The following is a 26,409-nucleotide window of genomic DNA, read 5'->3' as shown; positions in this document are numbered from 1 at the left end:
TTTTATTGAAATGTCGGAAACAATGAATCTTATGTTGGACTCTTAAATTTAAAGACAAGGAAGAATTAAAATTCCGCTTGAAATTAGACAGAAGATTCTCTTCTTAAAAAACGAAAAACCCCCGGAACATTGTCCCGGAGGTTTTTTCAAAAAAAACCACCAACCTTAAATCAATCATGCTTTTACCTTACGCAGCTTCATATTTAACTTATCTGCCAGCAAGTACATGACTGGTACGATCACTAACGTAAGGAAGGTCGCAAAGGTTAGCCCGAAAATCACGGTCCAAGCCATTGGACCCCAGAAATCTGCATTATCTCCTCCCACATAAAACTGAGGGTCAAAAGAACTCAATAAAGTGCCAAAATTGATGTTCATTCCTATGGCCAAAGGTATCAATCCCAGTACTGTAGTTATTGCTGTTAGTAGTACAGGACGAAGACGCGTCTTCCCTGATTCTACAATACTTCCTACCAATTCTTCATAGGATAAATATTCTCCATCTTTTACCCCTAATTTCTCCCTCTTTCTATCTCTGACAAGATTGGTATAGTCTATCAATACAATAGCATTGTTTACCACCACCCCAGCAAGAGAAATAATTCCGATACCCGTCATAATCACTACGAAATCCATGTTGAAAATAACCAAGCCTAAGAATACCCCAATAGTACTTAAGACAACTGAGGCCATGATGATGAATGGAGTGGTAACTGAGTTAAACTGCGCAACGATGATCAAGAAAATCAAGGAAACTGCTATAGCCAAGGCTCGCATTAAGAATGCTTGTGATTTAGCTTGCTCTTCCTGTTCCCCCGTAAACTTCACCTGAATTCCATCCGGAACTTCATAAGTAGCCATCAAATTCTTGATCTGTGTATTGATTTCAGTTGGGTTATAGCCCTCCAAGACGTTGGAAAACATCGTGATGACTTTTTCCAGATCTTTTCTTTTCACAGAACCATAGGTAGAACCATATTTTACATCTGCAACAGAGGCTATTGGGACTTCTTTTTTCTCCCCAAATTTATCCCGGAAACCAATCTTCTTATTGACAAGCGTATTGATATCATATCTATACTCGTCCATCATCCTCAACTGAATAGGATAATCATCCTCTCCCTCCTTGTATTTGGATACTTCCAATCCAAAAAGTGAGGTTCTCAATTCAGTAGCAATATTTGAAGTAGAGAGTCCAAATCTCCTTGCCTTTTCTCTATCAATATTCAGCACTACCTCAGGACTTCCCAATGAAAGGTCAGTCTTCAATTCCTCCAAACCGGCTACATTTTGCTTATCCAGATATTCCTTAGTCCTGTTTACAAAAGCAATTAATTGCTCATAATCCTCACCTATAAATTCAATATTAACAGCCTTTCCTACAGGCGGACCATTTCTTTGCTTATCTACTGTAATTTGGACACCTGGATATTTTTCAACCATATCCCGGATATCTTCCATTGCTTTATTGGTATTTACACCCTGTCTATCGATGTAATCCACAAAACCAATGGTCATTTTTGCTTTATGTGGCGTTGCCTGATTGCTTGGGCCTTCTGTTGGATCTCCTGTACCTTCACCAACTTGGGTGATAACCGATTCGATGATTCCTTGATAAGGCTCCAAAGTAACCATTACCTCATCTTCCATTTTATCCACAAACTCATTTGTTGCCTCTATGTCAGTTCCAATGGGAAACTCCACAAAAACATTGACCAATTGTGGTTGATTATCAGGGAAGAAAAGGATTTTTGGTGCTCTGATACCTAATAAGGCAACTGAAAGAACTAAGAGAAGAACTGTTCCACCAAAGAAGAAATATGGCCTTTTACCATGCAAAGCATAATCCAATACTTTTTCATAGAAATTTTCAAGGTTAACCAAGAAAACGGTCTGGAACCATCGAATAGCCTTTCGCAATGCAAAGACATTAAACAAGGTCAATACACAGGCAACCAACATTAATGAACCAAGAGCTGTCCAACCCAATAAATACAATAGTGTAGAGAAAATCAGAAAACTTCCCGCAACAATGATTGGCTTCTGTTTAGGTTTATCCTTGGAAACATCCTCCACTTTCATGTAAAGGGAAGTCAATACAGGGTTAATCACCAATGCTACAAACAGTGAAGAAGACAAGACAATTATCAAAGTAATTGGCAAGTACTTCATAAACTCTCCCACAATGTCATCCCAAAATGCCAATGGAAGGAATGCAGCCAATGTAGTAGCTGTAGAGGTAATAATTGGCCAAGCTACCTCTCCTACTCCCTGTTTCGCGGCTTCGGATGCACTGAGCCCTTCTGACATCAATCGGTAGATATTTTCAACTACCACAATGCCATTATCAACCAACATACCTAATGCGAGGATGAGGGAAAATAACACCATCAAATTCAGTGTGATTCCAAAGGCATTTAGCACCAGGAAGGAAATGAACATGGATAGTGGAATGGCAATACCCACGAAGAGAGCATTTCTGAATCCAAGGAAAAACATCAATACCAAAACCACCAGGATTACTCCGAAAATAATGGAGTTTTCCAAATCGCTTACTTGTAATCTCGTCTGCTTAGACTGATCATTGGTGATGGTTATTTCCAGGTCAGAAGGAAAACGATTTGCCTTGGTTTTATCGATAATAGCTTTGATCTTATCAGCAGCAATAAGTAGGTTTTCTCCTGACCTCTTGGTTACATTGATTGTTACAACTGGAAGGTTTTTGCTTCTGGCATAAGAACTTCTTTCCTTGTAGGTATCTTTGACCTCAGCTACATCCCTTAGATATACGATCTTTTGATTATCCGTCTTGACTATGATATCCAGAAGCTCCATAGGGTCTGAAAACTCTCCATCCACTCTCAAAGAGCGTGTGTAGTCTCCAGCCCGGATATTACCGCCAGAAATGGTCACATTTTCAGATTGTATGGCACCAGAGATATCACTAAAATTCACTCCGGTCGCCTCCATTTTATAAGGATTGACATTGACCTGAATTTCTCTTTCCACGGTTCCGGCAAGATCTGCTTTGGAAATTTCAGCCAACTTTTCAATCTCATCCTCCAAGTACTCCCCAAACTTCTTTAATTCCGACTCCGAATAGTCTCCAGAAATATTCACATTCATTATAGGGAAATCCGAAGTATTTATCTCAAGGACATTTGGGTCCTGATCCAAATCAGTCGGCAATTCACTTTTTGACTTATCCACTGCATCCTTGACATCTTGGATAGCTTTGGATATTTCTACCCCGGGATTAAACTCAATGACTATGGAAGAAAAGTCCTGAACAGAAGTGGATTTGATATCCTTGACATCATTCAGAGATTTCAATTCTTTTTCAATGGGTCTCGTGATGAGATTTTCCATATCCACTGGAGAGTTGCCTGGATAAGGAGTTCCTACATAAACTGTTGGAATTACAATTTCAGGGAAACTCTCCTTCGGCATTGTCCTATATGCACTCAAACCGAGCACGGTGATAATTAAGGTTAATATTACCACCGAGGTAGAGTTATCTACACTCAGACTGGACAGTCCAAATTCCCGAATAATTTTAGATTTTGGTTGCTCAGCCATAATTACAGTTGCGAAATATTTACTTTAAAATTATCTCCTACCTCTCTGAATCCTTTATCAACCAAGGTTTCGTTACCTTCTAGACCTTCCAGGATTTCAGTTTCGTTATTAAATGTTCTACCTCTTTTGATATATCGTTTTTTGGCAAGTTCACCATCTACTATGTAGATATAATCACCCTTGCTATCACTAAGTATGAGATAGCTTGGAACTATTACACTAGATGGATTTTCATAGTCCTGAATCTTCAAAACGGTGATCATATTCGGCTTCACTTGTGGAATATTTGGAAGGAAAACCTCCACTTTGAATGTTCTGTTGTTTGGATTAATAATAGCACCTACAGAGCTCACTTTGGTTTTCAGTTCTTTGCCAATGGATGGAAATGAAACATCCACACTATCCCCCTTAGACAAAACTCCAACATAGGATTCTGATATGTCTGCCTCAATAAATAGGTCGCTCTCACCAACAAACTGAAACATCGGAGTTCCAGGCTGCACCAGTTCTCCCAATCTGATCTGAACTGATTCCACTGTACCATTGAATGGTGCTACCACCATAGATTTATTCAATTGGGTTTTCAAGGAAGCTAAACTTCTTTCCAATCCTTCTTTTCTATTTTTCGCTTCTAGAAACTGTACTTCAGTACCAATTTCCTGCTCCCAAAGTCTTTTTTGTTTTTCAAAAAGTGTTTTTGCCAAATCTAGATTTGTTTCCAATTCCTCGATATTCCTTTGAATAGATTCAGCATCAATTCTTGCCAAAACCTGCCCTTTGGTCATTCTCATCCCTTCAATTGCCGGTACCTCTAGAATTCTACCTCCTGTCTCAGCACTGATGATGACATTTTTCTTCGATAATACCGATCCTGTCACTTCTACAAAGTGCTCAAATTCTGCTTTCTTTGCCTGAGCGGTGGTGATCAAAATAGATTTTTGATTTTGCTTGGCATATTCCGGATCCAGGCTGGCAATTTCCGCTTCCAATTCCAAGATGGAAGCTTGAATTTCGGATGCCTCAGTCCTTAATTTATCCAATTCAGCTTTTTTTGCTTCTACAGATTCATCTGAAGCACAGCCTATCGCAAAAAGGACCACAAGAGTTAGGGGTAATAACTTACTGATTGATTTCATGATTGATATGATAATTATCTCCCTGATAAGGATGGTGGTAGTTTTTATTGGTTTGTTGATAAAATACCCAAGGCTTTTTCCAAATCAACTTTGGCGACCAAGCCGTCATATAGGGCAGTTAAATAATTGATTTCAGCCTCAATTAGCGCAGCATCTGCTTCCACTACTTCAAGATTGGAACCCACACCTTCATTGTATTTGATTTTGGATATGTCATAGACTTCCCGCGCCAATTCCAAATTTTCACGCTGAATTTCCAAAATATTCAAGTCATTTTTCAAATTGGTTTTGGCAGTGTAGACTTCGTTTTTAATGCTTTCTTGCAAAAAGAATTTCTGATTCTCCAACTGCATCATCTGCAATCTGTTCTTTTGAATTCTAGCACTTTTTGAGAGCCCATCAAAGATTGGCACCTTCATAGAAACTCCCAGCAAGGAACTTCCAAACCAGTTTTGCTTATCAAATACAGTATTGAAGGTATTACCGGCGCCTGCTCTCTGCGCATTGGCAATAAAATCAATCTTAGGCATGTATTGAGATTGATTGTTTTTCAGGTCGAGCTGCACCAACTCCAAATTAGTCTGAAGTTGACTCACTTCTACCCTTTCCATTCCCTCCTCCTGAAGTAATGCATTGATTTCTTCGATGGGATTCAGTTGGGACAATGACTCTCCCAATTCCAAATCGTATTCCATAGGAAGCCCCATCTGAAGTTTCAGGATTTGCTCACTTATTTCAAGTGCTGTAAGGCTTCGTTCTAATTGAGTAGCAGTATTATTTCGCTGAACCTGAATTCTAGAAACATCAATTTTTTCCGCAAAACCAGCTTCATTCAATGCCCTAGTTTCAGAAAGAAGCGTATCGATTCTTGCCAGATTTGCTCTGGAAAGCCTGATTCTTTCTTCATTCACCAAAACTCCGAAATAAGCTTTCTTCACTGATTCAATCACGTCTACTTTGGTTTTAACCAAATCCAGATCCGTCAATTGCTTGTAAGTTTTGGCGGCTCTAAGTCCTACAAAGAAAGATCCGTCAAAAATCATTTGAGTCATATTCACACCCAAATTGGATTGATAACTCACGCCAAATCTCGCAGGGATAACATCTCCCGGTACATTGGGATCGCCAAAAGGTGGTTCATTTGGAAGAAAAACAATTGGGATTGCAGGGTTATAATTCAAATCAAAATTACCATTGATCTGAGGCAATCCCGTTGCTGTTGTTTCTTTGACAGTAGCCTTGGAAATTAAGGTCTCTAGTTTGGCATTTTTTACATTGACATTATTCTCAAGAGAATAACTCAATGCTTCTTCAAGGGTAAGCCTGACTATTTCTTGCGCATTCCCATGTAGTACAGGCAAGCTAAGACATAGAAGAATGAGTAAATATTTTTTCATCGCTGGGTTAATTAGCTGAGTTTTGCTTGTTGTTCTTGATATGCTTCACGTCCTTTTTCTGTGAATATTCCGTGCAGAAAATGATCCATCATTTGCATTTGCTCCTCTACCAAATTGTAATTTTCATTATTGAAATTGGAAGGTTCCATAGCGGAGGCAATTTGATTCACCCTCAGTCTGGCTAAAATATGAGCATCTATTTCACTCCTAAAATATCCAAGCTGCTTCCCCCTTTCCAAAATATTGACAAAGTCTGTCATGATTACTTGTTCCTTATGCTCTTCAAAGATTTTCCATGCTTCAGGGAAATATTTTTGAACCTCCATGATAGCAAGAGGATTAATGTTAGTCAAACGCTCTCTCATCATCTTCGAAATTTTCACCAAATGCTCAATGACATCTGTACCTGAGTCCTTTAAAAAGGCCATTTTCTCTTGGTCCCTTTCCAGCATAGCTGAAAAAGTAGCATTTACCAACTCCTTCTTGTCCTTGAATTCCTGATAGAGCGTTTTCTTAGATATACCCATCATTCGGGCAATATCATCCATAGTGGTATTGCGTACTCCATACCTGGAAAATTGCTCAATTGCTACATCCAATATTTTTTCTCTCGTCTCCACTTACTTGAAATTTGAGTCAAAACTACGGAAACTTTCAAAATGTTCAAAGTTTCCAAAGTTTTTTATGAAATAATATTTTGTGTTCGAACTGATACACTATTATAAAGTGTTCGATTTGATACAATTTCATTTGTTTTTAATAGTTTATTTTGCATTTCAAATTACTTTTTTCGGTATCTAAATTTCGTTTATCTTCAATTTTCATTAAAAAATGAGAGTTCTAGACAGTCAATTTGGATCTTTAGCATACAAATCTCTTGGAGATGGAAAGGAGGTTTTTCTTATTTTTCATGGCTTTGGCCAAGATCACAGTGATTTATTGCCGTTTTCTAAAATTCTAAAACCCGAACAGCGCTTTCTTTTCATTGACATTTTTTATCACGGAAAAAGTCAATGGAAAAGTCACGAAAACCCCTTGACAAAATCAGTTTGGGCAGAAACCTTAAAAAGTCTTTTTAAAAAAGAAGAAATCTCGAAATTCCATTTGATAGGTTATAGCATGGGAGGTAAGTTTTCATTATTGACTTATGAATTATTTCCGGAGAATGTTCAAAGTATGATCCTACTTGCTCCAGATGGAATTAAGACCGGAGTATTTTACAGCATCAGTAGCTATCCAGCTTATTTTCATGCTTTATTTAAGCAAATTGTATTCAAGCCTCGTCGCTTCTTTTCTGTAGTAAACGGATTAAGTCAGATTGGCCTTGTGGAAAGTAGTATTTCAAAATTTGTACAAACCCAAATGGAATACAGATCTCAAAGGGCGCAAGTTTATTTTACCTGGAAAACTTTCGGTGGAATTCAACTCCGACTTGGTCAGATCATCAGAAATGCAAGAAAATTAAAAACTCCCATTCTTCTTTTCACGGGGAAATATGACAAAATGGTGACTGCGAATAACCTAGAAAGATTCAGTAGTAAAATCCCTCACTTAAAATCTCATATTCTTCCGGTTGGTCACGGAGGACTTATTCAGGCAACTGTTGAATATTTAAATCAGGAGAAATTAGATGCTTAAACTAATTTCAGAAAAGCGCCCTACAAAAGGTTGGGATAAAACTTAAGGCTTCTAAGAATTCATGTTTGGTAAAATTCATTTTTCAAACAGCTTGAAAATTTTAGTTCCTGCTTGATTCCCTCTTTAGAATATAAGTCCACTCAATTCCTGTAATTTGAAAAACCAGCAATTTCTAAGATAATACAACCGATTATTTCCACCCTCACTTTTTACACTTCAAGCCAATTCCTTACCTTTGCAACTTACCAGCTCAAGGACATGATTTTCTTCTTTGAATCACCTCAAAAAGTAGTCTACGCAGTACAGACTCCACAACCTCTCGCCCAAGAAGACATTACAAAACTTAACTGGCTTTTCGGCGAAGCTTCACCCATCCAAACTCCAGAAGTAGCAGGGAAATTTTCCGGCCCAAGAAAAGAAATGATCACCCCATGGTCTACCAATGCTGTGGAAATCACGGTGAACATGGGCATTCAGGGAATCCAGCGAATTGAGGAGTTTTTTCCACTTGCTGAAGGTGATCAAATTGACCCGATGCTTCAAAAAGCTTATGAAAATCTGGATCAGGAGATCTTTGATATTCATTTGGAACCAGAACCAATTAAGTCTATTGAGGATATTGCGAGCTATAATCAAAAAGAAGGATTGGCTCTTAGCGAAGAAGAAATCGCTTATTTGGAAAATGTTTCTAAACAACTCGGTAGACCATTGACCGACTCAGAGGTTTTTGGTTTTTCCCAAGTCAACTCTGAGCATTGTAGACATAAAATTTTCAACGGAACCTTTATCATCGATGGTCAGGAAAAGCCCATGACGCTCTTCCAATTGATCAAAGAAACTTCCAAAAAGCATCCAAATCGAATTGCATCTGCCTATAAGGACAATGTGGCATTTATCCAAGGTCCCAAAGCGCATCAATTCGCTCCTAAAACCCAGCATCAGGCTGACTTTTTTGAGCAAAGAGAAATTGACACGGTCATTTCCCTGAAAGCAGAAACCCATAATTTCCCTACTACTGTTGAACCTTTCAATGGAGCAGCTACAGGATCTGGAGGTGAAATCCGAGATAGACTTGCTGGGGGAACTGCTTCTATTCCTTTGGCAGGAACGGCAGTTTACATGACTTCTTATTCCCGATCAGAAAAAGGCAGAACTTGGGAAAACAAGCTGGAAGAAAGACCTTGGCTCTACCAGACTCCTATGGATATCCTGATCAAAGCCTCCAATGGCGCATCTGACTTTGGAAACAAATTCGGACAGCCCTTGATCGCCGGATCAGTTTTAACATTCGAGCATGAAGAAGGCGACAAGCATTTTGGTTTTGATAAAGTAATCATGCTAGCTGGTGGAATTGGTTTTACGAATGCCAAATACACCAAAAAGGAAGAGCCTAAAGCCGGTGATCAAATTGTAATCATGGGAGGCGATAATTATAGAATTGGTATGGGAGGATCAGCGGTTTCTTCCCTCAACACTGGTGAATTATCCAATGCAATTGAATTAAACGCCATACAGAGATCCAATCCGGAAATGCAGAAGCGTGTTTCCAATGTGATTAGGGCAATGGCTGAAAGTGAAAATAATCCTATCATCTCAATTCACGATCATGGTGCAGGTGGTCATTTAAATTGCCTTTCCGAATTAGTAGAAAGTACAGGTGGAACCATCCACATTGACCAATTGCCTGTAGGTGATTCAACTCTTTCCGCGAAGGAAATCATTGGAAATGAATCTCAGGAAAGAATGGGCTTAGTTGTTGGCAAGGAAGATATCGCTACGCTAAAGCAACTTTCAGAAAGAGAAAGGGCTCCTTTTTATGTGGTAGGTGAGACCACCGGAGACATGCATTTCAAATTCGAAAATCAAAAGACAGGAGAAAAACCAGTTGATTGGAATTTGGCATACATGTTTGGATCTTCTCCAAAAACCATATTGGAAGATCAATCGGGAAATGCCTCATTCGCAGAAGCAAGCTATGATCCTGAATTGATCAAAGGGTATATCCAAGAAGTATTGCAATTGGAAGCCGTAGCTTGTAAAGATTGGTTAACCAATAAAGTGGACAGATCAGTAACAGGCAGGGTTGCCACTCAGCAAACTGTAGGAGAAATCCAACTACCTCTGAATGATGTAGCAGTAATGGCTTTGGATTTCACAGGCAATAAAGGGATCGCTACTTCAATCGGTCATGCCCCAGTAGCTGCATTGGCCAATCCAGAAGCGGGTAGCAGATTAGCTATTGCAGAGGCATTGACCAACTTGATTTTTGCACCTATCTCAGATGGGCTGAAGGGAGTTTCTCTTTCTGCCAACTGGATGTGGCCTGCTAAAAACAAAGGAGAAAACGACAGATTATACCGTGCAGTTCAAGCAGTTTCAGACTTTGCCATTGAATTGGGCGTCAATATCCCAACTGGAAAAGACTCCCTTTCCATGACTCAGAAATATCCTGACGGAAAAGTGGTTTACTCGCCGGGAACAGTAATTATATCTACAGTAGGAGAATGTTTTGACGTTCAAAAAACTGTAAAAACTGCTTTGAAGCCGGTTGTAGGAAGTAGAATTCTTTACATAGACTTTTCAAAAGACAGTTTCAAACTAGCAGGATCCAGCTTTTATCAGGCGCTCAATAAAGTAGGTACAGATACGCCTACGGTGGTCAATGCCGCATATTTTGCCAAGGCATTTAAAGCTGTACAGGATTTGATCGACCAAACTTGGATACATGCTGGACATGATATTTCATCAGGTGGAATCATCACAGCACTATTGGAAATGTGCTTCCCAACTCCAGAAATTGGATTGGAAGTAAGAATTGATCGACTGGGAGAAAATGATTTGGTGAAAGCCTTATTCGCAGAGAATCCAGGTATTCTAATTCAGGTACCTGACGATCATCCTGTAGAAACCCTGTTGGTTGAGGCAGATATTGATTATGTAGAACTGGCAACAGTTACCAACTCAGGTAAGATTGATTTTCTAGGAAAAGATTTAAGTCTGGATATTGAGCAGCATAGAGATATCTGGTTTAGGTCATCCTACCTTTTAGACAGAAAGCAATCCGGAGAAAAACTCGCGAAAGACCGTTTCGACAATTATAAAAATCAGCCACTTTCTTATGAATTTGCTCCAAATTGGAAAGGAAGTTTTGCTGAGTCTGGAATCAATCCATTCAGAAAAGAAACAGGAAAGGAGAAGGCAGCTATTATCAGAGAAAAAGGAGTGAACGGAGACCGAGAAATGGCTTATTCACTTTGGCTTGCAGGGTTTGAGGTGAAAGATGTGCACATGACAGATTTGATCTCAGGGAGGGAAAATCTGGAAGATGTACAGATGATAGTCTTTGTAGGAGGCTTTTCCAACTCTGATGTTTTGGGTTCAGCGAAAGGCTGGGCAGGAGCTTTCCTTTACAATCCAAAAGCAAAACAAGCTTTAGATAATTTCTATGCAAGACCTGACACCCTGAGTTTGGGAGTATGTAATGGTTGCCAGCTCATGGTAGAACTTGGACTGGTAGGTTCAGAAGATCCTGTTCATAAAGCAAAAATGCTTCACAATGCCTCTCATAAATTTGAGTCCTCCTTTGTCAATGTGACCATTCCAGAAAACAAAACTGTGATGCTTGGAAACCTTACCGGTCAGCGTTTAGGAGTGTGGGTAGCTCACGGAGAAGGAAAGTTTTATTTGCCAAAAGCCGAAAGTGAATATCATATAGGAATGAAATATAGCTATGAAGCCTATCCTGGAAATCCAAATGGTTCTGATTATTCAGTAGCCGGAATAGCCTCTCAAGATGGAAGACATTTAGCTATTATGCCTCATATTGAGCGTTCATTGAAGCCATGGAACTGGGCTCACTATCCTATGGATAGAAATGATGAATTTACACCTTGGTTAGAAGCCTTTGTCAATGCCCGTAAATGGGTTGAGGAAAAGAACTAAAGAGTTGAAAATTATAACCCTTCTGATTAAAATTTCAGAAGGGTTTATTTTTATTTAAAAATTTTGAATGTTTCAGTGAATTGGGCAGACTGAATCTTTAGTAAATAGATTCCTTGTCCAGATTGGATTAAATTTTCATTTAACCAATTTTTGATATCCTCTATATTGAAAAATTGAGAACTTTTTATTCTGCCAGAATAATCTGACATTAATACTATCACGCCATCCTTCAATTTATTTTCGTCTCCTCTATAAGTAATTTGTAGATCGGAATTCCCAACAGGATTTGGAAATACTCGCCAATTTGCATCTAACTTTGGAGGTTCTAATTTGAGCGAAACGGTATTACTATACCCTTCGAATTTATCCTTATTGTAAAGCTTTATTCTATAGAATGCATAACCTTCTTCATTATATAACTTATCATCATAAAATTTAAAATTCATTAAACCCTCTTTTCCAGACTGAACCACAAGGCTATCAAGATTCTCCCAGGATTTTATTTGATTAAGACCTCTCTGCACCACCATGGTAATATCCTCATTCAATCCTGAGATAGACCATCTTAATTCAGCACTATTTTGCTCTTTGTTCCAAGACACCTGTATCCCGCTTAAATCAACCGAGAGAATCCTATATGAAACCCTAATAATCACTTTACCAGCAGATCCAGCTCCTCCACGCACGCTTCCAGCTCCACCTCCAGATCCCGTGAAAGGAAGACCAGCCCCACCAATACCGTCAGAATTCGAATCACCGGGATTTAGGTGATCTCCATCTCCTCCAAGCTTTGTAGACTGAAATACCCCTCCAGTACCTTTACCATATTGTTGAGCTGGATTTCTCCCAGTTGAACCTCCACCTCCTGCGAAGGCATTTAGAACACCGGAAACACCGTTTAGTATTGGTAAAGAAATTCCATTCCCACCACTCCCGGGATTATTATTCCTTCCTTCTTCACCTGGAGTAGCAGCACCGCCTCCACCTCCTCCATTTAGTTGATTGTTATTTTGACGTCTCCCATTTCCACCTTGGTTACCTAAGTTACCAGCGATTACTGCTCCCCCATTTCCTGATCCATTTCCTGGATTGTTGTTGGCGCCTCCTCCACCTCCACTGCCTCCATTTCTACCATCTCTTGCGGAGGAAGATTGAGAGCCTCCTCCTCCTCCTCCGTTAGAGATTAATCCAAAAAATGAAGACTCTAGACCATCTCTTCCAGGGGAATTATTCTGTGTAGAACCAAACCCTCCAGGACCTACAGCAACAGGATATCTTCTACCAACCAGAAGTGAAATTGCATTGCTAGAAGTTATACCACCTGAGCCACCGCCGCCGGCAGCTTCACCAAACCCTCCTCCACCTGCACCACCAACAAGGGTAGCTGAAACATCAATAATTTGTTCATCAGGCAATAATTCTGGTAATATCAAATTATCAGTACAACTGAAAATATAGACTCTATCAAAGCCTGTTGAGGTCGTAATTTCAATCATTTCTACACAAGATGCAGTAGGACAACTTCCAACAGTCGCACCATCAGATAATCCATTTCCAACAGGTGCCTTATTTACATACAGAGGGGAATTGGGAATCTGTAAGCCACTGCCAGAAATAGTTCCTAAATTGGTAATTGTACCCCCAACATTTAAACTATTGCAAACATTATTATTTAACGATCTTATCTGACTATTGGAATTAAGTTGAAGTGTCCCTGAAATGGCTAAATATCCAGCCATTTCAACAATTGTATTTGAATTCAAAATAACTGAGCCTGAAAAATTAGACATGCCAATCAGTTTGATGATGGAGTTACTATTAAATGTAGTGAGGCCTGAAAAATTCACAGTTCCATTTGAAATTAGTGTCGCCGCTGAGCTCACAACCAGTCCACTCCCAAAATTCAATTCTCCATAGTTGTAAATAGATTTATTTGAAGATATAGTTGAATTCCAATTCAATACGCCATAATTGAATATGCTCCAATTACCATTTGGGGAATTTGAAATTGACAAATTTCCATAGTTAGAAAGAGAAGCTAATCCTGAAAGTTGGCTGTAAGCGCCATTCCAAGAAGCACCATCTTCAATACAGATTGAAATATTATTTCTATTATTAAAACTTATATTGGATGTTCTGTCACCCCTAATACAAACCAAAGATCCATTTTGAATAGTACCAGAAGGAGCATTATTTCCATCAATTATTACATCACAAGAATTGCACTGAGCATAAATACTATCTGAAATAAAAATGATTAATAGCAGTATTGTAAGTGCATATATAAATTTATCTTGTTTAAATAGCATCTCAATTTTTATTGAAAAACAAGGAAATTTATATCAGATCATTTATATATCCAAATTTCAATATTAGATTATTTTAATCTTAGAAAATCTAAATCTTATCGTAAAAATAAAATTCATAAAAGCATATAATTAATACAATTTTATTAATATGAAATTTTCCTTAAGTATAAAAAATTGATCTAGTTGAATCTAGCAGGGTATTTTTTATTTATAAACTTCAATTTTATAACACTAAAATACAGGGAATTTTAGACCTAAAAATCTTATTAAATTTTAAAAACCTTTGAATTGCTTTTTCCGTGATGTTCTCGATTCGCATCTGGATCTACTTTATTTCTAGATGAGGATCCCATCTATCAACCAGCTGATCATCCCCATGAAGAAATTCAATTTCCTTGTAATTCTGACTCTTCTAGCCTTTTCACAAATAAGTTTTGCCCAAACAGAAATCTCTGAACAAATCAAAACTGATAGAGACAACCAACTGAAAGAGCTCAATGAAAAGCTCAAAACCAACGAAGAGCTTGTCAACAAACTGACTGAAAAAATTGCAGCAGCAGACAGCAAAAACGCCTCTGATAAGGACAAAATTTTCGATTTGGAAAAACTTCAATTAGCCCTTGATAATAGATTGAAAATATTGGAAGAGGCTCCAAAAACCAAAATCAATCTCAATGGACAGTTGGCGTTTACCGAGCTCTTGAGTATCCAAAGAGATATACAGCCAGTAGAGCTATTTTTAACTTCCCAGTCATTTTTTGATCAATTGGGAAATATTGGGAAAATCCAGCAATACAAATCCTTTACTAGCTGGAAAAATGAATTCGATAAATGGTATGCCAAAGAAGGTCAAAATGATGCCATGGTGGGAGTCCTTCAAAATTCCATCAGTTTGATTTCAACTGCTTCTGCGGCAGTTCCTCTTTACGGAACCATGGTCAATACTGCGATTTCGGGTGTCACCAGCTTAGTGGGAAACTTGAGCAAAAAAGAAAAGGAATTGTATGAAAGATCTCCTGAGATGCTAAGGATTTTGACAGTGACCAGTCAATTTGAACAGCAAAAATCCATCATTGATCACGAATGGGTGTTGATCAATAAGGAGTTGGAGCAACTTCAGAAAGAAAACACCCAGCTTTTAGAGGAACAGATGGCCTATTTTGGCATTGATAAAAACAGGTATCAGAACAGATATCTCAATGCAACTTTGGATGCTGATCGGGAATTTTTCAAGAATGAATGCAGAAAAGCTATTTCAGAGAAAATTGCTTTGTTGGAAAAATCACCCGAGACCCGAGGTAAATGGCTGGGTCAAGTCGAGACCTATATGTACAAAGTGCAATCCCTAAGATTGAGATTTGGTCAACTCACCACCAGAATGCAAGCTAATATTGAGCAATATGAACATTTGATAAGACTGTACTCAGACGCTACCAAATTTCCGGTTGAATTCACTGCTAAAATTACTGCTTTAAACAATCCATTGAATAATCTTAAAAATAAGTTTTACTCTTCCTTTAATCCTGCCAGATACATAGAAGATTCAGCGGTGATGTACATAGAAAGGCAATAAAAAAGGAGAGCCGCTTATTTGGCTCTCCTTTTTAATATAGATTTTTAAACCTCGGGTTCTTGCTGACTCAGGCAGTGAAAGGAGCCCAAGCCCCAAATGATATCAGTAGAATCTATTCCGATGACTTTTCTATCCGGAAAGCATTCTTTCAAAATATCTAATGCTTTCTGATCATTCTCATCTCTGAAAGTGGGAACCACTACGGCTGCATTTCCAATGTAAAAGTTGGCATAAGATGCCGGTAAACGCTGTCCTTCCCAAATCACAGCTTTAGGCATAGGGAGCTCTATAATATTCAGTTGCTTATCATTTTCCAGGCGCATTTTTTTCAGCAAATGCAAATTCTCCTGTAAAATATCATAGTTGTCATCCCCCTTATGCTCTTCAATCACTGTCACAACGGTGTCTTCATTGACGAATCTGGTAATGTCATCGATATGGCCGTCAGTGTCATCCCCTATGATCCCATCACCTACCCAAAGGATATGATTTACACCATAGTAATCGCAAAGGTACTTTTCGATCTGAGCCTGATTGAGATGCGGGTTTCGGTTTTTATTCAGAAGGCAGGCTTTGGATGTTAACAAAGTTCCTTTCCCATTAAACTCTACAGAACCACCTTCCATTACAATTCCGGGTTGGAAACAAGGAATATTCAAATACTCAGCAATTCGAAAAGGAATTTGATTATCCAAGTCATGAGGAGGGTACTTTTCTCCCCAAGCATTGTAATCCCATTTGACCAAAACTTTCTTTTGATCAGCGTTGGGGTTGATCAAAAATGCCGGACCATGATCTCTGCACCAAGCATCATTCGTAGGGAATAAGTGGAAATTAATTTGGTTCATGTCCACTCCTGCCTGATTTAATTGATCGATGGCAAACTGCCTCATCCCATCATCCAGTACATTGATATGAATTTTTTCTCCCTTAGCTACCTCCTTGATAAACTGGGCATATTTTGGATATATCGTATGAATTTTTCCCGGCCAGGAATCCTCCTTATGGGGCCAGCTTAACCACATAGCTCGATGAGGGGCAAACTCTGCGGGGAAATAATATCCCAGTTCTGCAGGAGTGGCTCCTCCAGTTCGGGCAAGTTCAAAAATATCTGCCATGCTTATTCTTCGTCTATGTAGCGCTTGGTAATCTGCTGGTAACTGTCAATTCTACGATCTCTCAAGAAAGGCCAGTGGGTTCTATATCTATCAGAACCGGTTAAATCCAATTCCTCTACATGCACTTCCTCTTCCAAATGTGGTGCTTTGTAAGTCACTCGCCCAAAAGCATTTGACACAAAAGAACCTCCCCAGAACTGCATATCTCCTTCTACACCTGTTCTATTTACAGAAACTACCGGAATGCCATTTGCAACAGCATGGGAACGCTGTATAGTTTGCCAAGCGCCATACTGCTCATCATTAGTCAAGCCATCCTGATCCTTGTGCCAGCCTATAGCTGTAGGATACACCAAGAAATCGGCTCCCTTCAAAGCTGTAATTCTTGCTGCTTCAGGATACCACTGATCCCAGCAGATCAATACGCCTATATTTCCAAACTTGGTTGGGAAAACCTTATAGCCCAAATCACCTGGAGTGAAATAAAACTTTTCAAAATATCCAGGATCATCTGGAATATGCATTTTTCTATATTTCCCTAGATAAGTTCCATCTGCATCCAATACAGCGGTTGTATTGTGATAAAGTCCCTCTGCTCTTTTTTCAAAAAGAGAAGCTACTATCACTACTCCTAATTCCTTGGCTAAAGAACCTAGGCTTTCGGTGGAAGGACCTGGAATAGCCTCCGCCAGTTTAAAGTTTTCATAATCCTCCACATCACAGAAGTAGAGCGATCTAAAAAGTTCTTGAAGCACCACTACCTCAGCTCCTTTTTGAGCTGCCTCACGGACTCCTTTTATGGTTTTATTCATGTTTTCGGTCACGTCCCCTGAGCAACTCAGCTGAACCAGACCTACCTTTACTTTTTTATCAGACACGTCTATATGAGTTTGATTGAATCAATAAGCAAATGTACGGGAGATGGAAGGGAATGGCAAATAGTGTGCACTTGAAGTAAAAGAATTGGAGTAACCTTAACATATACCTTAATTATTGGAGCTTTTTTAAATCCAAAGATTATTTTCTTTACGTTTGTATACTATGATTTTACAATTCCTTATCCCGTTTTTTCTGCTTTTTCAGGGCTTTCATTCAACTACGAGCCAAGCAGACAAAAAAGTTACTGTTATCATTGACGCAGATACTGCCAATGAAATTGACGATCTCTATGCCTTAGTACAAGCTATGGCTTCTGACAAACTGGACATCAGAGCGATCACTTCGGCACAGTTTCACACTTCGCCCATTGCAACAGATACCTCTGTGATGGAAAGTCAGATTATCAATGAGCGATTGGCTCAATTATCCAATCGAACTGACATTCCTCTACCAGTAGGAGCGAATTTCCCGATGACCTCCCCTACAGAACCACAAGTTTCTCCGGCTTCCAACTTCATTATCCAGGAAGCCAAAAAAATGAAAAATGGACAAAAGCTAGATTTGGTCATTTTAGGTCCTTGTACCAATGTGGCTTCTGCAATTGTGCAGGATCCAAGTATCATTCCTTTGATCAGAGTTCACTATCTGGGAATTTGGCATGACCCGGAAGCTAATACTTTTGATAAAAACGAGTTTAATTCCAGAAATGACAAGGTTGCTGTTAACGTATTATTCGACACACCCAATCTTGACTTGACCATCATGTCAGCTACCAGTAGCCAACATCTCAAGCTGGCTAAAACCAAAGCCGACGAAGAATTAAAGGGTAAATCTGAATTGGGAGATTATTTAATCGCTAGATGGGACAATCATAAAAGATGGTGGACCAGAAATGATCCTGAAAAGAAAACCTGGATCATGTGGGATTTGGCAATTATTCAGGCTTTAATAAATCCTGAATGGTCCAAAGTGGAAGAATTTACGACTCCTCCCGAAAATACTCAGCGAATCGTAAAGGTTCACACTTCCATCGATGCTCAAGCCATGGAAGATGATTTTTGGAAAACCATGAAAACTACCTTCCATCAAAAATCTGAATAAGCCCCATTGATAAAAATAACTCCTACCAATCGTAGGAGTTATTTATTTTTTTAATTTACTTTGTGTTTCAAAGTACTTTTAAAATGAGAAATGCACAAGATGAATTAGCTGAAATAAAATCCATCATGGAAAGAAGCAGTCGTTTTCTTTCCTTGAGTGGATTGTCGGGGATTTTAGCAGGTGTGTATGCCCTGATAGGCTCTGGCATTGCTTACAGCCTGATTTATTATCCCAAGCCTCCTTATGGAAAAGCCCTTTCCCTAACAAATCCCGAATATGTCATCAGCAATGTGATGATCACGGGACTTTCCGTCTTATTACTTTCTGTGTTTACAGCTTGGCTGCTAAGCAGAAAAAAAAGTAAGAAAACAAAAGTAAGTCTTTGGGCTCCAGCAAGCAGAAGGTTCATGAGGGCTTTATTTATTCCAGTAATCATAGGAGGCCTTCTTTGTATAGGCCTATATGCGCAAGGACAAGAGCATTTAGTCGCAGCTATCACTTTAATTTTTTATGGATTGGGACTTTTCAACGCCTCCAACTTTACCCTAAATGAGATCAAATATTTGAGTTATTGTCAACTGATTTTAGGATTGATAGCCACATTCTTTCCAGAATATGGGCTTGTGCTATGGGCATTGGGATTTGGGGTTTTGCACATCATTTATGGTGCGATCATGTATGTAAAATACGACGGTTGAGGTGAAAGGAAAATACGATAAAGCATTTGAAAATGTGATCCGGCTGAGGATCATGTCCATCCTGATGGCCAATGAAGAATTTGATTTCAATTCCTTCAAAGAACTATTGGATGTGACTGATGGAAACTTAGCAACACATCTCAAACAATTGGAGAAAAATGAATTTATCGAAGTGAAAAAATCCTTTGTTGGAAGAAAGCCTTTGACTACTTATGCCGCAACCGAAGAGGGAAAAAAAGCCTTTCAGTTTCATTTAACCTTCCTTGAAAATTTAATCAAAGAAAATAAAAGCTAAAAAAATTTATTCATCTACTTTGAATTACAAAGTACTTTCAACTCAAATAATATGGTACGTTTATCGCAGATTAATAGCAAACTAATTGCTCTTGCAGCCGGAATCGGAGCCAGTATTCCATTTTCTATTCTTTTGTTCATTATTCTGACGAAGGAGGATGTTTTTGAAACTTGGATGTTCCTTCCTCTTTCAATCATCCCAATGGGCGCCGCATTGGGCGGAATTTTCTTTTATTTATGCAGTTTCATTTGGTTCTCAGAAGGTTGGAAAAAATTTGCCGCTGTAGTTTTTAGCACCATCATCTACTTTGTATCTATTTGGATTAGCTCAGTCATTGCCTTCAATTTCACCGGTCATTGGAATTAAAAATACTTCTCTACCCCTTACCTCAATTCACTATGAAAGAACAAATTCTAAAAAACAGTCAAAACGCCTTGGAACTTGAAAAACTGTACCGGGCCAACAAATCCCAATTCAAACGAGATTTCAATGAATTGTATCCCAAAAATTTACAAACAGAACTGGGAGAGTTTTGGAACCAGCGATTGAATTATGAAACAGAATCCATTTCCTGGGGAAGCAAAGATGAAATCAAATTTATCATGATTTGTATACTCTTGGCCGGATTGATCGCAAAATTCCCCGCTCTTTTCAATATCTCTGAAGACTTTTTTTTCCCAAGAAATATTGGCTTTATCATTTTTCCCTTCCTGACTGCTTTCTTTGTTTGGAAGAACGAAATGAGCAATGCAAGCAAAGGGATTCTTATTTCCATTTCAGTGCTATTAGCTGTTTACATCAACTTCCTTCCAAATTCGAATTCCAGCGATACTTTAATTTTAGCCTGTTTACATCTTCCTTTTATTTTATGGGGAATGTTAGGCTATGCTTTTACCGGAAACAGCCTTCATCCTAACCTCCAAAAGTTGGCTTTTTTGAGATTTAATGGAGATGTGGCGGTTCTTAGTGTATTATTGGGAATAGCGGGAATGCTGATGACTGGAATGACTTTAGGCCTATTCAGCTTGATTGGTATCAGCATTGAAAAATTTTACTTCGAATACATCGCTGTTTTTGGCTTACCGGCCATTCCACTTTTGGCTACTTTGATCAATAAAAATAATCCTCAATTAGTAGATAAGGTCTCCCCTATCGTTGCGAAGCTATTTAGTCCATTGGTTTTATTGATGTTAATAGCCTATTTAAGCGCAATTCTAATTTCAGGAAAAGACCCTTATAACGACAGGGAATTTCTATTGACATTCAACTTGCTCCTCATTGGTGTGATGGCTTTGATTTTCTTTTCTGTTGCCGAACATTTTCATCAAAAAGAAAGAAATTGGACTACCTGGATCTTATTCTTACTGGCTATAGCCACTATTCTAGTGAACGGAATTGCTCTTTCTGCCATTATTTTCAGAATTTCAGAATGGGGATTTACTCCCAACCGAACCGCAGTTTTAGGTGGAAATATTTTGATACTCGGGCATCTTATGTGGGTCACAGCCCTCCTATTTCAATCAGTCAATAGAAAAACTACGCTTCAAAAAGTAGGAATAGCAATAGTCCAGTACCTTCCCATCTATGTGGTTTGGGCCTTTATCGTAGTCTTCTTATTTCCTTTGGTGTTCGGCTTTGAATAATCCGCATTTAAGCCATTCAAGGAATTGATTTCAGGGAATGATTTAGAATTTAACTCAAATAGGTATCTTAACAGTTTCAAAACCCAAAGAAAAGCTCTAACCTTTTAACAAAAAAACAGATGAAAAAACAATCCATTTTCCACATGGCAATGCTTATCCTATTGAGTATAGGAGTAATTTCCTGTGGATCAAATAGCAATGAAGAAAGCACTGAAATGAGTGAAGAAAACACGAGCGAAACAGAAAGATTTGGAGGTTTAGCACTTTACACGGTCCGTGACTCGATGGCCAGTGATCCCAAGGCCACACTTCAGGCTGTAGCTGATGCAGGATATGCATATATCGAGGCAGCTGGATATGCTGATGGCAAATTCTATGGAATGGACCCAGCAGATTTTAAAGCTTATGTAGAATCTTTAGGCCTAACCCCAAAAAGTACACACATGGGCGGAGTTACTTTAGAAAATGCTGATGAACAAATAGCCGCAAGTAAAGCAGCAGGATTCGAGTATTTCGTCATCCCTGTTCCACCTATGGGTATGTTCACCTTTGGTCCTGAAGGAATGGGAATGAAGGGCACTAAAGAAGAGTTGGTATCCATCTTGAAAACTATCGGCGAAAAATGCTCTAATGCAGGCTTAAAACTTTTATACCACAATCACGACTTTGAGTTTAAGCCTATGGCAGATGGCACTATCCTCACTGACTACATTTTGGAAAATACGGATCCAGCACATGTCAATTATCAAATGGACCTTTTCTGGGTTACGAAAGCCGGAGCAGATCCTTTGGCGTATTTTGAAAAATATCCAGGCCGTTTCAAGGCTTGGCATGTAAAGGACATGAACGCAGAAGGACAGTTTGCGCCAGTTGGAACTGGATCAATTGACTTCGGAAAAATATTAGCACAAAAAGAAAAGTCCGGCATGGTTTATTACCTAGTGGAACAAGATCAAACCTTTGGTTTGGATCCAATGGAAGCTATCAAAATTAGCCACAGCGGATTGAAAGAAATAGGTTTTCAATAATTTCTAAAAACCATAAAAAAACGCCAACTTTTTCGAGTTGGCGTTTTTTTTTGAATACTTCCTTTTTCTACTCTTCAAAAGTAATTCCCTCCGGATTTGCACCCAATTGCTTCAAATTTGTGCTGACAGACTCAATCATGGGAGGTGGTCCGCAGACATAAAATTCCTGAGAAAAATCCACTAAATGCTTTTTCAAAAACTCCATATCAATTCTCCCATGTTCATGTCCATCAAGTTTTTCTTTATCCAAAATGGAAACAAAGTCCTCTCCTAATATTTCATGAAAATAGCTTTCCAAAATCACATCCTTTCTGGTTTTGTTTGCAAAAAAGAGCTTGTTTCCTTCCAACTCCCCCTTACTTTTCAAATGCTTCAAAATGGCGATGAAAGGAGTGACTCCAGCTCCTCCAGCAATGAAAACTCCTTTTCCTTTGTATTGAATTGCACCCCATGAATCATCAATAATCAACTCATCCCCGGGGATAACTCCATCCAGATGATTGGTTACTCCATCGTGGTCTCTGTATGATTTGATTACAAATTCAAGATGATCATCCTCAGGTAAAGAGGTAAAAGTGAAGGGTCTTTTTTCTTGTTTCCATCCCTCCTTGTTAATTGCTACCTCAGTGGCTTGACCAGGAATGAATGAATAACCCTCGGGTTTCTCAACTTTAAACTGTTTGACATCATGGGTGAGGGATAATAAATCTAAAATCTTAACAATGTGTGCCATAAAATGATGATTAAATAGACCGCTACTGTTCCCGAACTTATTAGAAGTTAAACTGAGTAGTAAACTTCAATGAGAGGATTTCTTGATCCAAAATTGATCCGGAGTAGCAGCTAGATTAAAATAAATAATTTACTCTTAAGTATATAAACGGAAATTCAGCTCTTTGTTTCCCGAATTGACTTTTCTTATTGCAGATACATGAAAGAAATATCCTAAGAACTCCAATGGCAATTCCTGTAAAATTCAATTTATCCAAACGATTCCTCCAGTCTTGGGTTAATTATAGAGGAGTAATTGTGAGATCTAAGCATCTCATTTCCAATAATCTTTAAGCTATCATTTTGGAAGTAAATTACTTTCTTGAATCTAATTCGATTTCCCGTTTATCTGAAATTAATGGGCATCCTATGCCAAAGGCCTTATCTTTGGCTTTTATGGATTTGAATCAAGCCTTTCTGGCTGGTCATTCTTAGACTTTATTTTCACCAAAAAACCATCAATGGAACAAATTATATACACCTTAAATGATCTAATCTGGAGTAATGCACTCATTGTTCTCTGTCTGGGAGCAGGTATTTACTTTTCTGTGAGAACAGGTTTTGTACAAATCAGATATTTCAGGGAAATGATTCATTTGCTTTTCTCTGGAAAATCCTCCAAAAAAGGCGTTTCCTCCTTCCAGGCCTTTGCGCTAGCTCTTTCCGGTAGAATTGGTACGGGAAACATTGCAGGGGTTGCCACAGCCATTGGGCTTGGAGGACCAGGAGCAATATTTTGGATGTGGATTATCGCATTTTTAGGTTCTGCATCAGCTTACATCGAGGCCACATTAGGGCAGATTTTCAAGGAAGTTAAAGGCGGTGAATACAGAGGTGGACCTGCTTACTATATAGAAAAGGGACTTGGCATCAAGTGGTACGCCATGTTATTCGCCTTCGTGACTATTATCAGTATGTCATTTTTGCTACCAGGAGTTCAGAGTAATAGTATTGCACTTAGCGTCAATAATGCCTTTGATGTTCCTGTTGAATATACAGGAGGAGTTGTTTGCCTATTTCTTGCTATGGTAATTTTCGGGGGTATCAAAAGAATCGGTAAGGTTGCTGAAATTCTTGTTCCTTTCATGGCAATGGGCTACGTATTGTTGGCAATTATAATCATTGGAATCAATATCACTGAAGTTCCAACCGTTCTGAAATTGATCGTAAGCTCTGCTTTTAACCAAGAAGCAGCTTATTCAGCAGTTTTTGGTTCGGCAATTGCTTGGGGAGTAAAAAGAGGAATTTATTCAAACGAAGCAGGTCAAGGTACTGCACCCCACGCTGCTTCGGCTGCGGAAGTTAGTCATCCGGCAAAGCAAGGTTTGGTACAAGCCTTTTCGGTTTACATTGATACTTTATTTGTTTGTACTGCAACAGCCTGTATGATCTTATTTACCGGTCAGTTTAATGTACTGCACCCTGATGGAGGCTTCTTGGTAGAAAACCTTCCCGGGATTGCGATAGGACCTGAGTTTACCCAAAATGCGATTGCTGTTCACTTCCCCACCATTGGAGCAGGTTTCGTAGCGGTTGCTTTGATGTTTTTCTCCTTTACTACCATCATGGCCTATTACTATATCGCTGAGACGAATTTGAGCTATCTGCAAAAGAATGATACTCAAAAATGGCCAATTCATGTTTTGAGAATATTAATCATTATCGCTACTTTTTATGGCGCTATACGTACGGCGCAAGTAGCTTGGACATTTGGAGATATCGGTGTAGGATTAATGGCATGGTTGAATATTATTGCTATTCTACTATTGAGAAAACCTGCTTTGGAAGCCTTGAAAGATTATAAGAAAAAGAAAGATGCCGGGGAAGATCCGGATTATGATTTCGAAGGAATGAAAAAACATTACAGCAAAAACTAAAAGTAAAAAGGGGAGCAAATCGAAATCTGCTCCCCTTATTTATTTACATCAATCAAAACTATTTCGCAGGCAATACGCTGGCTCTAACTTCACCGAAGCCAACACGGATTCCATCTTTTTCAGCAAAGCCCTTCATGATAACGGTATCCCCGTCTTCTATGAATTTTCTCTCCTCGCCGGAATCTAATTTCACAGGCTTGGTTCCTTTCCAGCTCAACTCCAACATAGAACCAAATGAATCCTCTGTGGGGCCTGAAATCGTTCCAGACGCCATCATATCTCCAACATTGATATTACATCCATTTACAGTATGATGGGCTAACTGCTGAGCTACATTCCAATACATATATTTGAAATTGGAAGTACAAACCTTAGTAGCCTGCTTTACATTTTCAGGCTGAATATACGCTTCCAATTGCAAATCAAAACTGTGATTACTGGTGCACTGCAAATAAGGTAAAACCTCAGGCTCTTGTTTTGGACCAGCTGTTCTAAAATGCTCCAATGCTTCTAATGTAACTACCCAAGGAGATATGGAAGAGGCAAAACTTTTCCCTAAAAAGGGTCCCAAAGGAACGTATTCCCATGCCTGAATATCTCTTGCAGACCAATCATTAAATAGGACAAATCCAAATATGTAATCCTCGGCTTCTTCAGTGCTGATAGAATCCCCGAGTTTGGTAGGTTTCCCTGTGATAAAAGCTAATTCTAATTCGAAGTCCAATCTTCTGGATGGCCCAAAGCCTGGCACATCCATGTCTGGGTCTTTGAACTGTCCTTTGGGTCTGATGATAGGCACTCCGGAAGGAATAATGGAAGAAGCCCTTCCATGGTATCCTACAGGCAAATGCTTCCAGTTGGGCAACAGGGCATTCTCAGGGTCCCGGAACATTTTACCCACATTGGTTGCATGCTCCTTGGAGCTATAAAAATCTGTATAATCACCGATTTTGACAGGAAGAAGCATTTCAGCCTCTTTTCTATTCACCATTACTTTTCCTCGGATCGAATGATCACGAAGCTTCTCATTATCAGCAAGTAGTAGTTCCTGTACTCTTTCTCTAATTTTCTTAGTTTGAGTTTTTCCTAATGAAATCAGCTCATTCAACGCCTCATTGAGGAAAATACCTTCAGGAAGGAACATGTCTGAGAAAAAACCCTCCTGATCCAGCACACTCAAATCAACTATTTTGTCTCCGATTGCAATTCCAATCCTTGGAGACAATCTTTTATTTTTAAATACTCCAAAAGGGAGATTGTAAATAGTAAAATCAGAATTTTTCGGCACCTCAACCCAAGTACTAAGGGGATTCATCGTTGTATCGCTCATGACAAAATCTTTGAACTGCAAATTTACTCTTTAATGAGGAAATGAAAAGGAATAATAAAGAAGAGGATTTGACTTAGCTCATAAAATCCATCATA

The 26,409-nt window shown here is 38.9% G+C and carries 19 protein-coding genes; 10 read left to right on the top strand and 9 right to left on the bottom strand.

Translation table 11 applies throughout. The annotated features are described in order from the left end of the window. Positions 1-174 precede the first annotated feature (174 nt). From B2906_RS07365 to B2906_RS07350, 4 genes are read right to left on the bottom strand one after another with little or no spacing between them, the layout of a single operon-like run. Positions 175-3,579, bottom strand: a complete 3,405-nt coding sequence (locus B2906_RS07365) for an efflux RND transporter permease subunit (protein WP_219958247.1) — start codon at positions 3,577-3,579, stop codon at positions 175-177. 2 nt (positions 3,580-3,581) lie between these two features. Next, on the bottom strand, positions 3,582-4,715 hold the full coding sequence (locus B2906_RS07360; protein WP_219958246.1) for an efflux RND transporter periplasmic adaptor subunit: 1,134 nt from the start codon (positions 4,713-4,715) through the stop codon (positions 3,582-3,584). A gap of 44 nt (positions 4,716-4,759) precedes the next feature. Further along, positions 4,760-6,112, bottom strand: coding sequence for a TolC family protein (locus B2906_RS07355; protein WP_219958245.1), 1,353 nt, complete (start codon positions 6,110-6,112; stop codon positions 4,760-4,762). An 11-nt stretch (positions 6,113-6,123) separates the two neighbouring features. Then, positions 6,124-6,732, bottom strand: coding sequence for a TetR/AcrR family transcriptional regulator (locus B2906_RS07350; protein WP_219958244.1), 609 nt, complete (start codon positions 6,730-6,732; stop codon positions 6,124-6,126). A 211-nt stretch (positions 6,733-6,943) separates the two neighbouring features. Here B2906_RS07350 and B2906_RS07345 point away from each other — a divergent pair, with 211 nt between their 5' ends. Together B2906_RS07345 and purL are read left to right on the top strand one after the other, a co-directional pair. Continuing rightward, on the top strand, positions 6,944-7,750 hold the full coding sequence (locus B2906_RS07345) for an alpha/beta fold hydrolase (protein ID WP_286936663.1): 807 nt from the start codon (positions 6,944-6,946) through the stop codon (positions 7,748-7,750). A gap of 258 nt (positions 7,751-8,008) precedes the next feature. Beyond that, complete coding sequence (gene purL, locus B2906_RS07340) at positions 8,009-11,692, top strand: phosphoribosylformylglycinamidine synthase (RefSeq protein ID WP_286936655.1); 3,684 nt, start codon at positions 8,009-8,011, stop codon at positions 11,690-11,692. 50 nt (positions 11,693-11,742) lie between these two features. Here purL and B2906_RS07335 read toward each other — a convergent pair whose 3' ends face one another. Beyond that, positions 11,743-14,001 (bottom strand): glycine-rich domain-containing protein, encoded by a 2,259-nt coding sequence (locus tag B2906_RS07335; RefSeq protein WP_286936652.1) that lies wholly within the window; start codon positions 13,999-14,001, stop codon positions 11,743-11,745. A gap of 376 nt (positions 14,002-14,377) precedes the next feature. Here B2906_RS07335 and B2906_RS07330 point away from each other — a divergent pair, with 376 nt between their 5' ends. Beyond that, the gene (locus B2906_RS07330) at positions 14,378-15,574 is read left to right on the top strand and encodes a phage scaffolding protein (RefSeq protein ID WP_219958240.1); all 1,197 of its coding nucleotides are present in this window, start codon (positions 14,378-14,380) and stop codon (positions 15,572-15,574) included. A 44-nt stretch (positions 15,575-15,618) separates the two neighbouring features. On the opposite strand, the gene B2906_RS07325 is transcribed toward B2906_RS07330, so the two are convergent. After that, the gene (locus B2906_RS07325; RefSeq protein ID WP_219958239.1) at positions 15,619-16,692 is read right to left on the bottom strand and encodes an agmatine deiminase family protein; all 1,074 of its coding nucleotides are present in this window, start codon (positions 16,690-16,692) and stop codon (positions 15,619-15,621) included. Between the two features lie 2 nt (positions 16,693-16,694). Next, on the bottom strand, positions 16,695-17,570 hold the full coding sequence (locus tag B2906_RS07320; protein ID WP_219958238.1) for a carbon-nitrogen hydrolase: 876 nt from the start codon (positions 17,568-17,570) through the stop codon (positions 16,695-16,697). Positions 17,571-17,733: 163 nt separating this feature from the next. Here B2906_RS07320 and B2906_RS07315 point away from each other — a divergent pair, with 163 nt between their 5' ends. The 6 genes from B2906_RS07315 to B2906_RS07290 all read left to right on the top strand — a co-directional run bounded on the left by B2906_RS07315 (position 17,734) and on the right by B2906_RS07290 (position 22,336). Beyond that, complete coding sequence (locus tag B2906_RS07315; RefSeq protein ID WP_219958237.1) at positions 17,734-18,672, top strand: nucleoside hydrolase; 939 nt, start codon at positions 17,734-17,736, stop codon at positions 18,670-18,672. An 83-nt stretch (positions 18,673-18,755) separates the two neighbouring features. Further along, on the top strand, positions 18,756-19,370 hold the full coding sequence (locus B2906_RS07310) for a hypothetical protein (protein ID WP_219958236.1): 615 nt from the start codon (positions 18,756-18,758) through the stop codon (positions 19,368-19,370). A gap of 1 nt (position 19,371) precedes the next feature. Next, positions 19,372-19,665 carry a winged helix-turn-helix domain-containing protein gene (locus tag B2906_RS07305; protein WP_175557915.1) on the top strand — a complete coding sequence of 98 codons (294 nt, stop codon included), beginning with the start codon at positions 19,372-19,374 and terminating at the stop codon, positions 19,663-19,665. Between the two features lie 51 nt (positions 19,666-19,716). Next, positions 19,717-20,031 (top strand): hypothetical protein, encoded by a 315-nt coding sequence (locus B2906_RS07300; RefSeq protein ID WP_144607230.1) that lies wholly within the window; start codon positions 19,717-19,719, stop codon positions 20,029-20,031. 32 nt (positions 20,032-20,063) lie between these two features. Then, positions 20,064-21,308: a hypothetical protein gene (locus tag B2906_RS07295; RefSeq protein WP_219958235.1), complete on the top strand. Its 1,245-nt coding sequence runs from the start codon at positions 20,064-20,066 to the stop codon at positions 21,306-21,308. Between the two features lie 119 nt (positions 21,309-21,427). Next, positions 21,428-22,336 carry a sugar phosphate isomerase/epimerase family protein gene (locus tag B2906_RS07290; protein ID WP_219958234.1) on the top strand — a complete coding sequence of 303 codons (909 nt, stop codon included), beginning with the start codon at positions 21,428-21,430 and terminating at the stop codon, positions 22,334-22,336. A 67-nt stretch (positions 22,337-22,403) separates the two neighbouring features. On the opposite strand, the gene B2906_RS07285 is transcribed toward B2906_RS07290, so the two are convergent. Next, positions 22,404-23,069, bottom strand: coding sequence for an FAD-binding oxidoreductase (locus tag B2906_RS07285; RefSeq protein WP_219958233.1), 666 nt, complete (start codon positions 23,067-23,069; stop codon positions 22,404-22,406). A gap of 499 nt (positions 23,070-23,568) precedes the next feature. Here B2906_RS07285 and B2906_RS07280 point away from each other — a divergent pair, with 499 nt between their 5' ends. Next, positions 23,569-24,984, top strand: a complete 1,416-nt coding sequence (locus B2906_RS07280; RefSeq protein ID WP_219958232.1) for an alanine/glycine:cation symporter family protein — start codon at positions 23,569-23,571, stop codon at positions 24,982-24,984. A 58-nt stretch (positions 24,985-25,042) separates the two neighbouring features. On the opposite strand, the gene fahA is transcribed toward B2906_RS07280, so the two are convergent. Next, entirely contained in the window at positions 25,043-26,314 is a 1,272-nt protein-coding gene (gene fahA, locus B2906_RS07275; protein WP_219958231.1) for a fumarylacetoacetase, read from the bottom strand. Positions 26,315-26,409 lie beyond the last annotated feature (95 nt).

The sequence above is a fragment of the Algoriphagus sp. UBA3586 genome (genome assembly GCF_002376385.1).
GTDB classification, from domain to species: Bacteria; Bacteroidota; Bacteroidia; order Cytophagales; family Cyclobacteriaceae; genus Algoriphagus; species Algoriphagus ornithinivorans.
The sequence above is the reverse complement of the archived record's forward strand: the minus strand, read 5'-3'. Positions and strand labels throughout refer to the sequence as shown.

Bases quoted from the DNA above. Each gene is read 5' to 3' on its own strand.
- B2906_RS07365 (WP_219958247.1), bottom strand. From the start codon at position 3,579: ATGGCTGAGCAACCAAAATCTAAAATTATTCGGGAATTTGGACTGTCC.
- B2906_RS07360 (WP_219958246.1), bottom strand. From the start codon at position 4,715: ATGAAATCAATCAGTAAGTTATTACCCCTAACTCTTGTGGTCCTTTTT.
- B2906_RS07355 (WP_219958245.1), bottom strand. From the start codon at position 6,112: ATGAAAAAATATTTACTCATTCTTCTATGTCTTAGCTTGCCTGTACTA.
- B2906_RS07345 (WP_286936663.1), top strand. From the start codon at position 6,944: ATGAGAGTTCTAGACAGTCAATTTGGATCTTTAGCATACAAATCTCTT.
- purL (WP_286936655.1), top strand. From the start codon at position 8,009: ATGATTTTCTTCTTTGAATCACCTCAAAAAGTAGTCTACGCAGTACAG.
- B2906_RS07335 (WP_286936652.1), bottom strand. From the start codon at position 14,001: ATGCTATTTAAACAAGATAAATTTATATATGCACTTACAATACTGCTA.
- B2906_RS07330 (WP_219958240.1), top strand. From the start codon at position 14,378: ATGAAGAAATTCAATTTCCTTGTAATTCTGACTCTTCTAGCCTTTTCA.
- B2906_RS07325 (WP_219958239.1), bottom strand. From the start codon at position 16,692: ATGGCAGATATTTTTGAACTTGCCCGAACTGGAGGAGCCACTCCTGCA.
- B2906_RS07315 (WP_219958237.1), top strand. From the start codon at position 17,734: ATGATTTTACAATTCCTTATCCCGTTTTTTCTGCTTTTTCAGGGCTTT.
- B2906_RS07310 (WP_219958236.1), top strand. From the start codon at position 18,756: ATGAGAAATGCACAAGATGAATTAGCTGAAATAAAATCCATCATGGAA.
- B2906_RS07300 (WP_144607230.1), top strand. From the start codon at position 19,717: ATGGTACGTTTATCGCAGATTAATAGCAAACTAATTGCTCTTGCAGCC.
- B2906_RS07295 (WP_219958235.1), top strand. From the start codon at position 20,064: ATGAAAGAACAAATTCTAAAAAACAGTCAAAACGCCTTGGAACTTGAA.
- B2906_RS07290 (WP_219958234.1), top strand. From the start codon at position 21,428: ATGAAAAAACAATCCATTTTCCACATGGCAATGCTTATCCTATTGAGT.
- B2906_RS07285 (WP_219958233.1), bottom strand. From the start codon at position 23,069: ATGGCACACATTGTTAAGATTTTAGATTTATTATCCCTCACCCATGAT.
- B2906_RS07280 (WP_219958232.1), top strand. From the start codon at position 23,569: ATGGAACAAATTATATACACCTTAAATGATCTAATCTGGAGTAATGCA.
- fahA (WP_219958231.1), bottom strand. From the start codon at position 26,314: ATGAGCGATACAACGATGAATCCCCTTAGTACTTGGGTTGAGGTGCCG.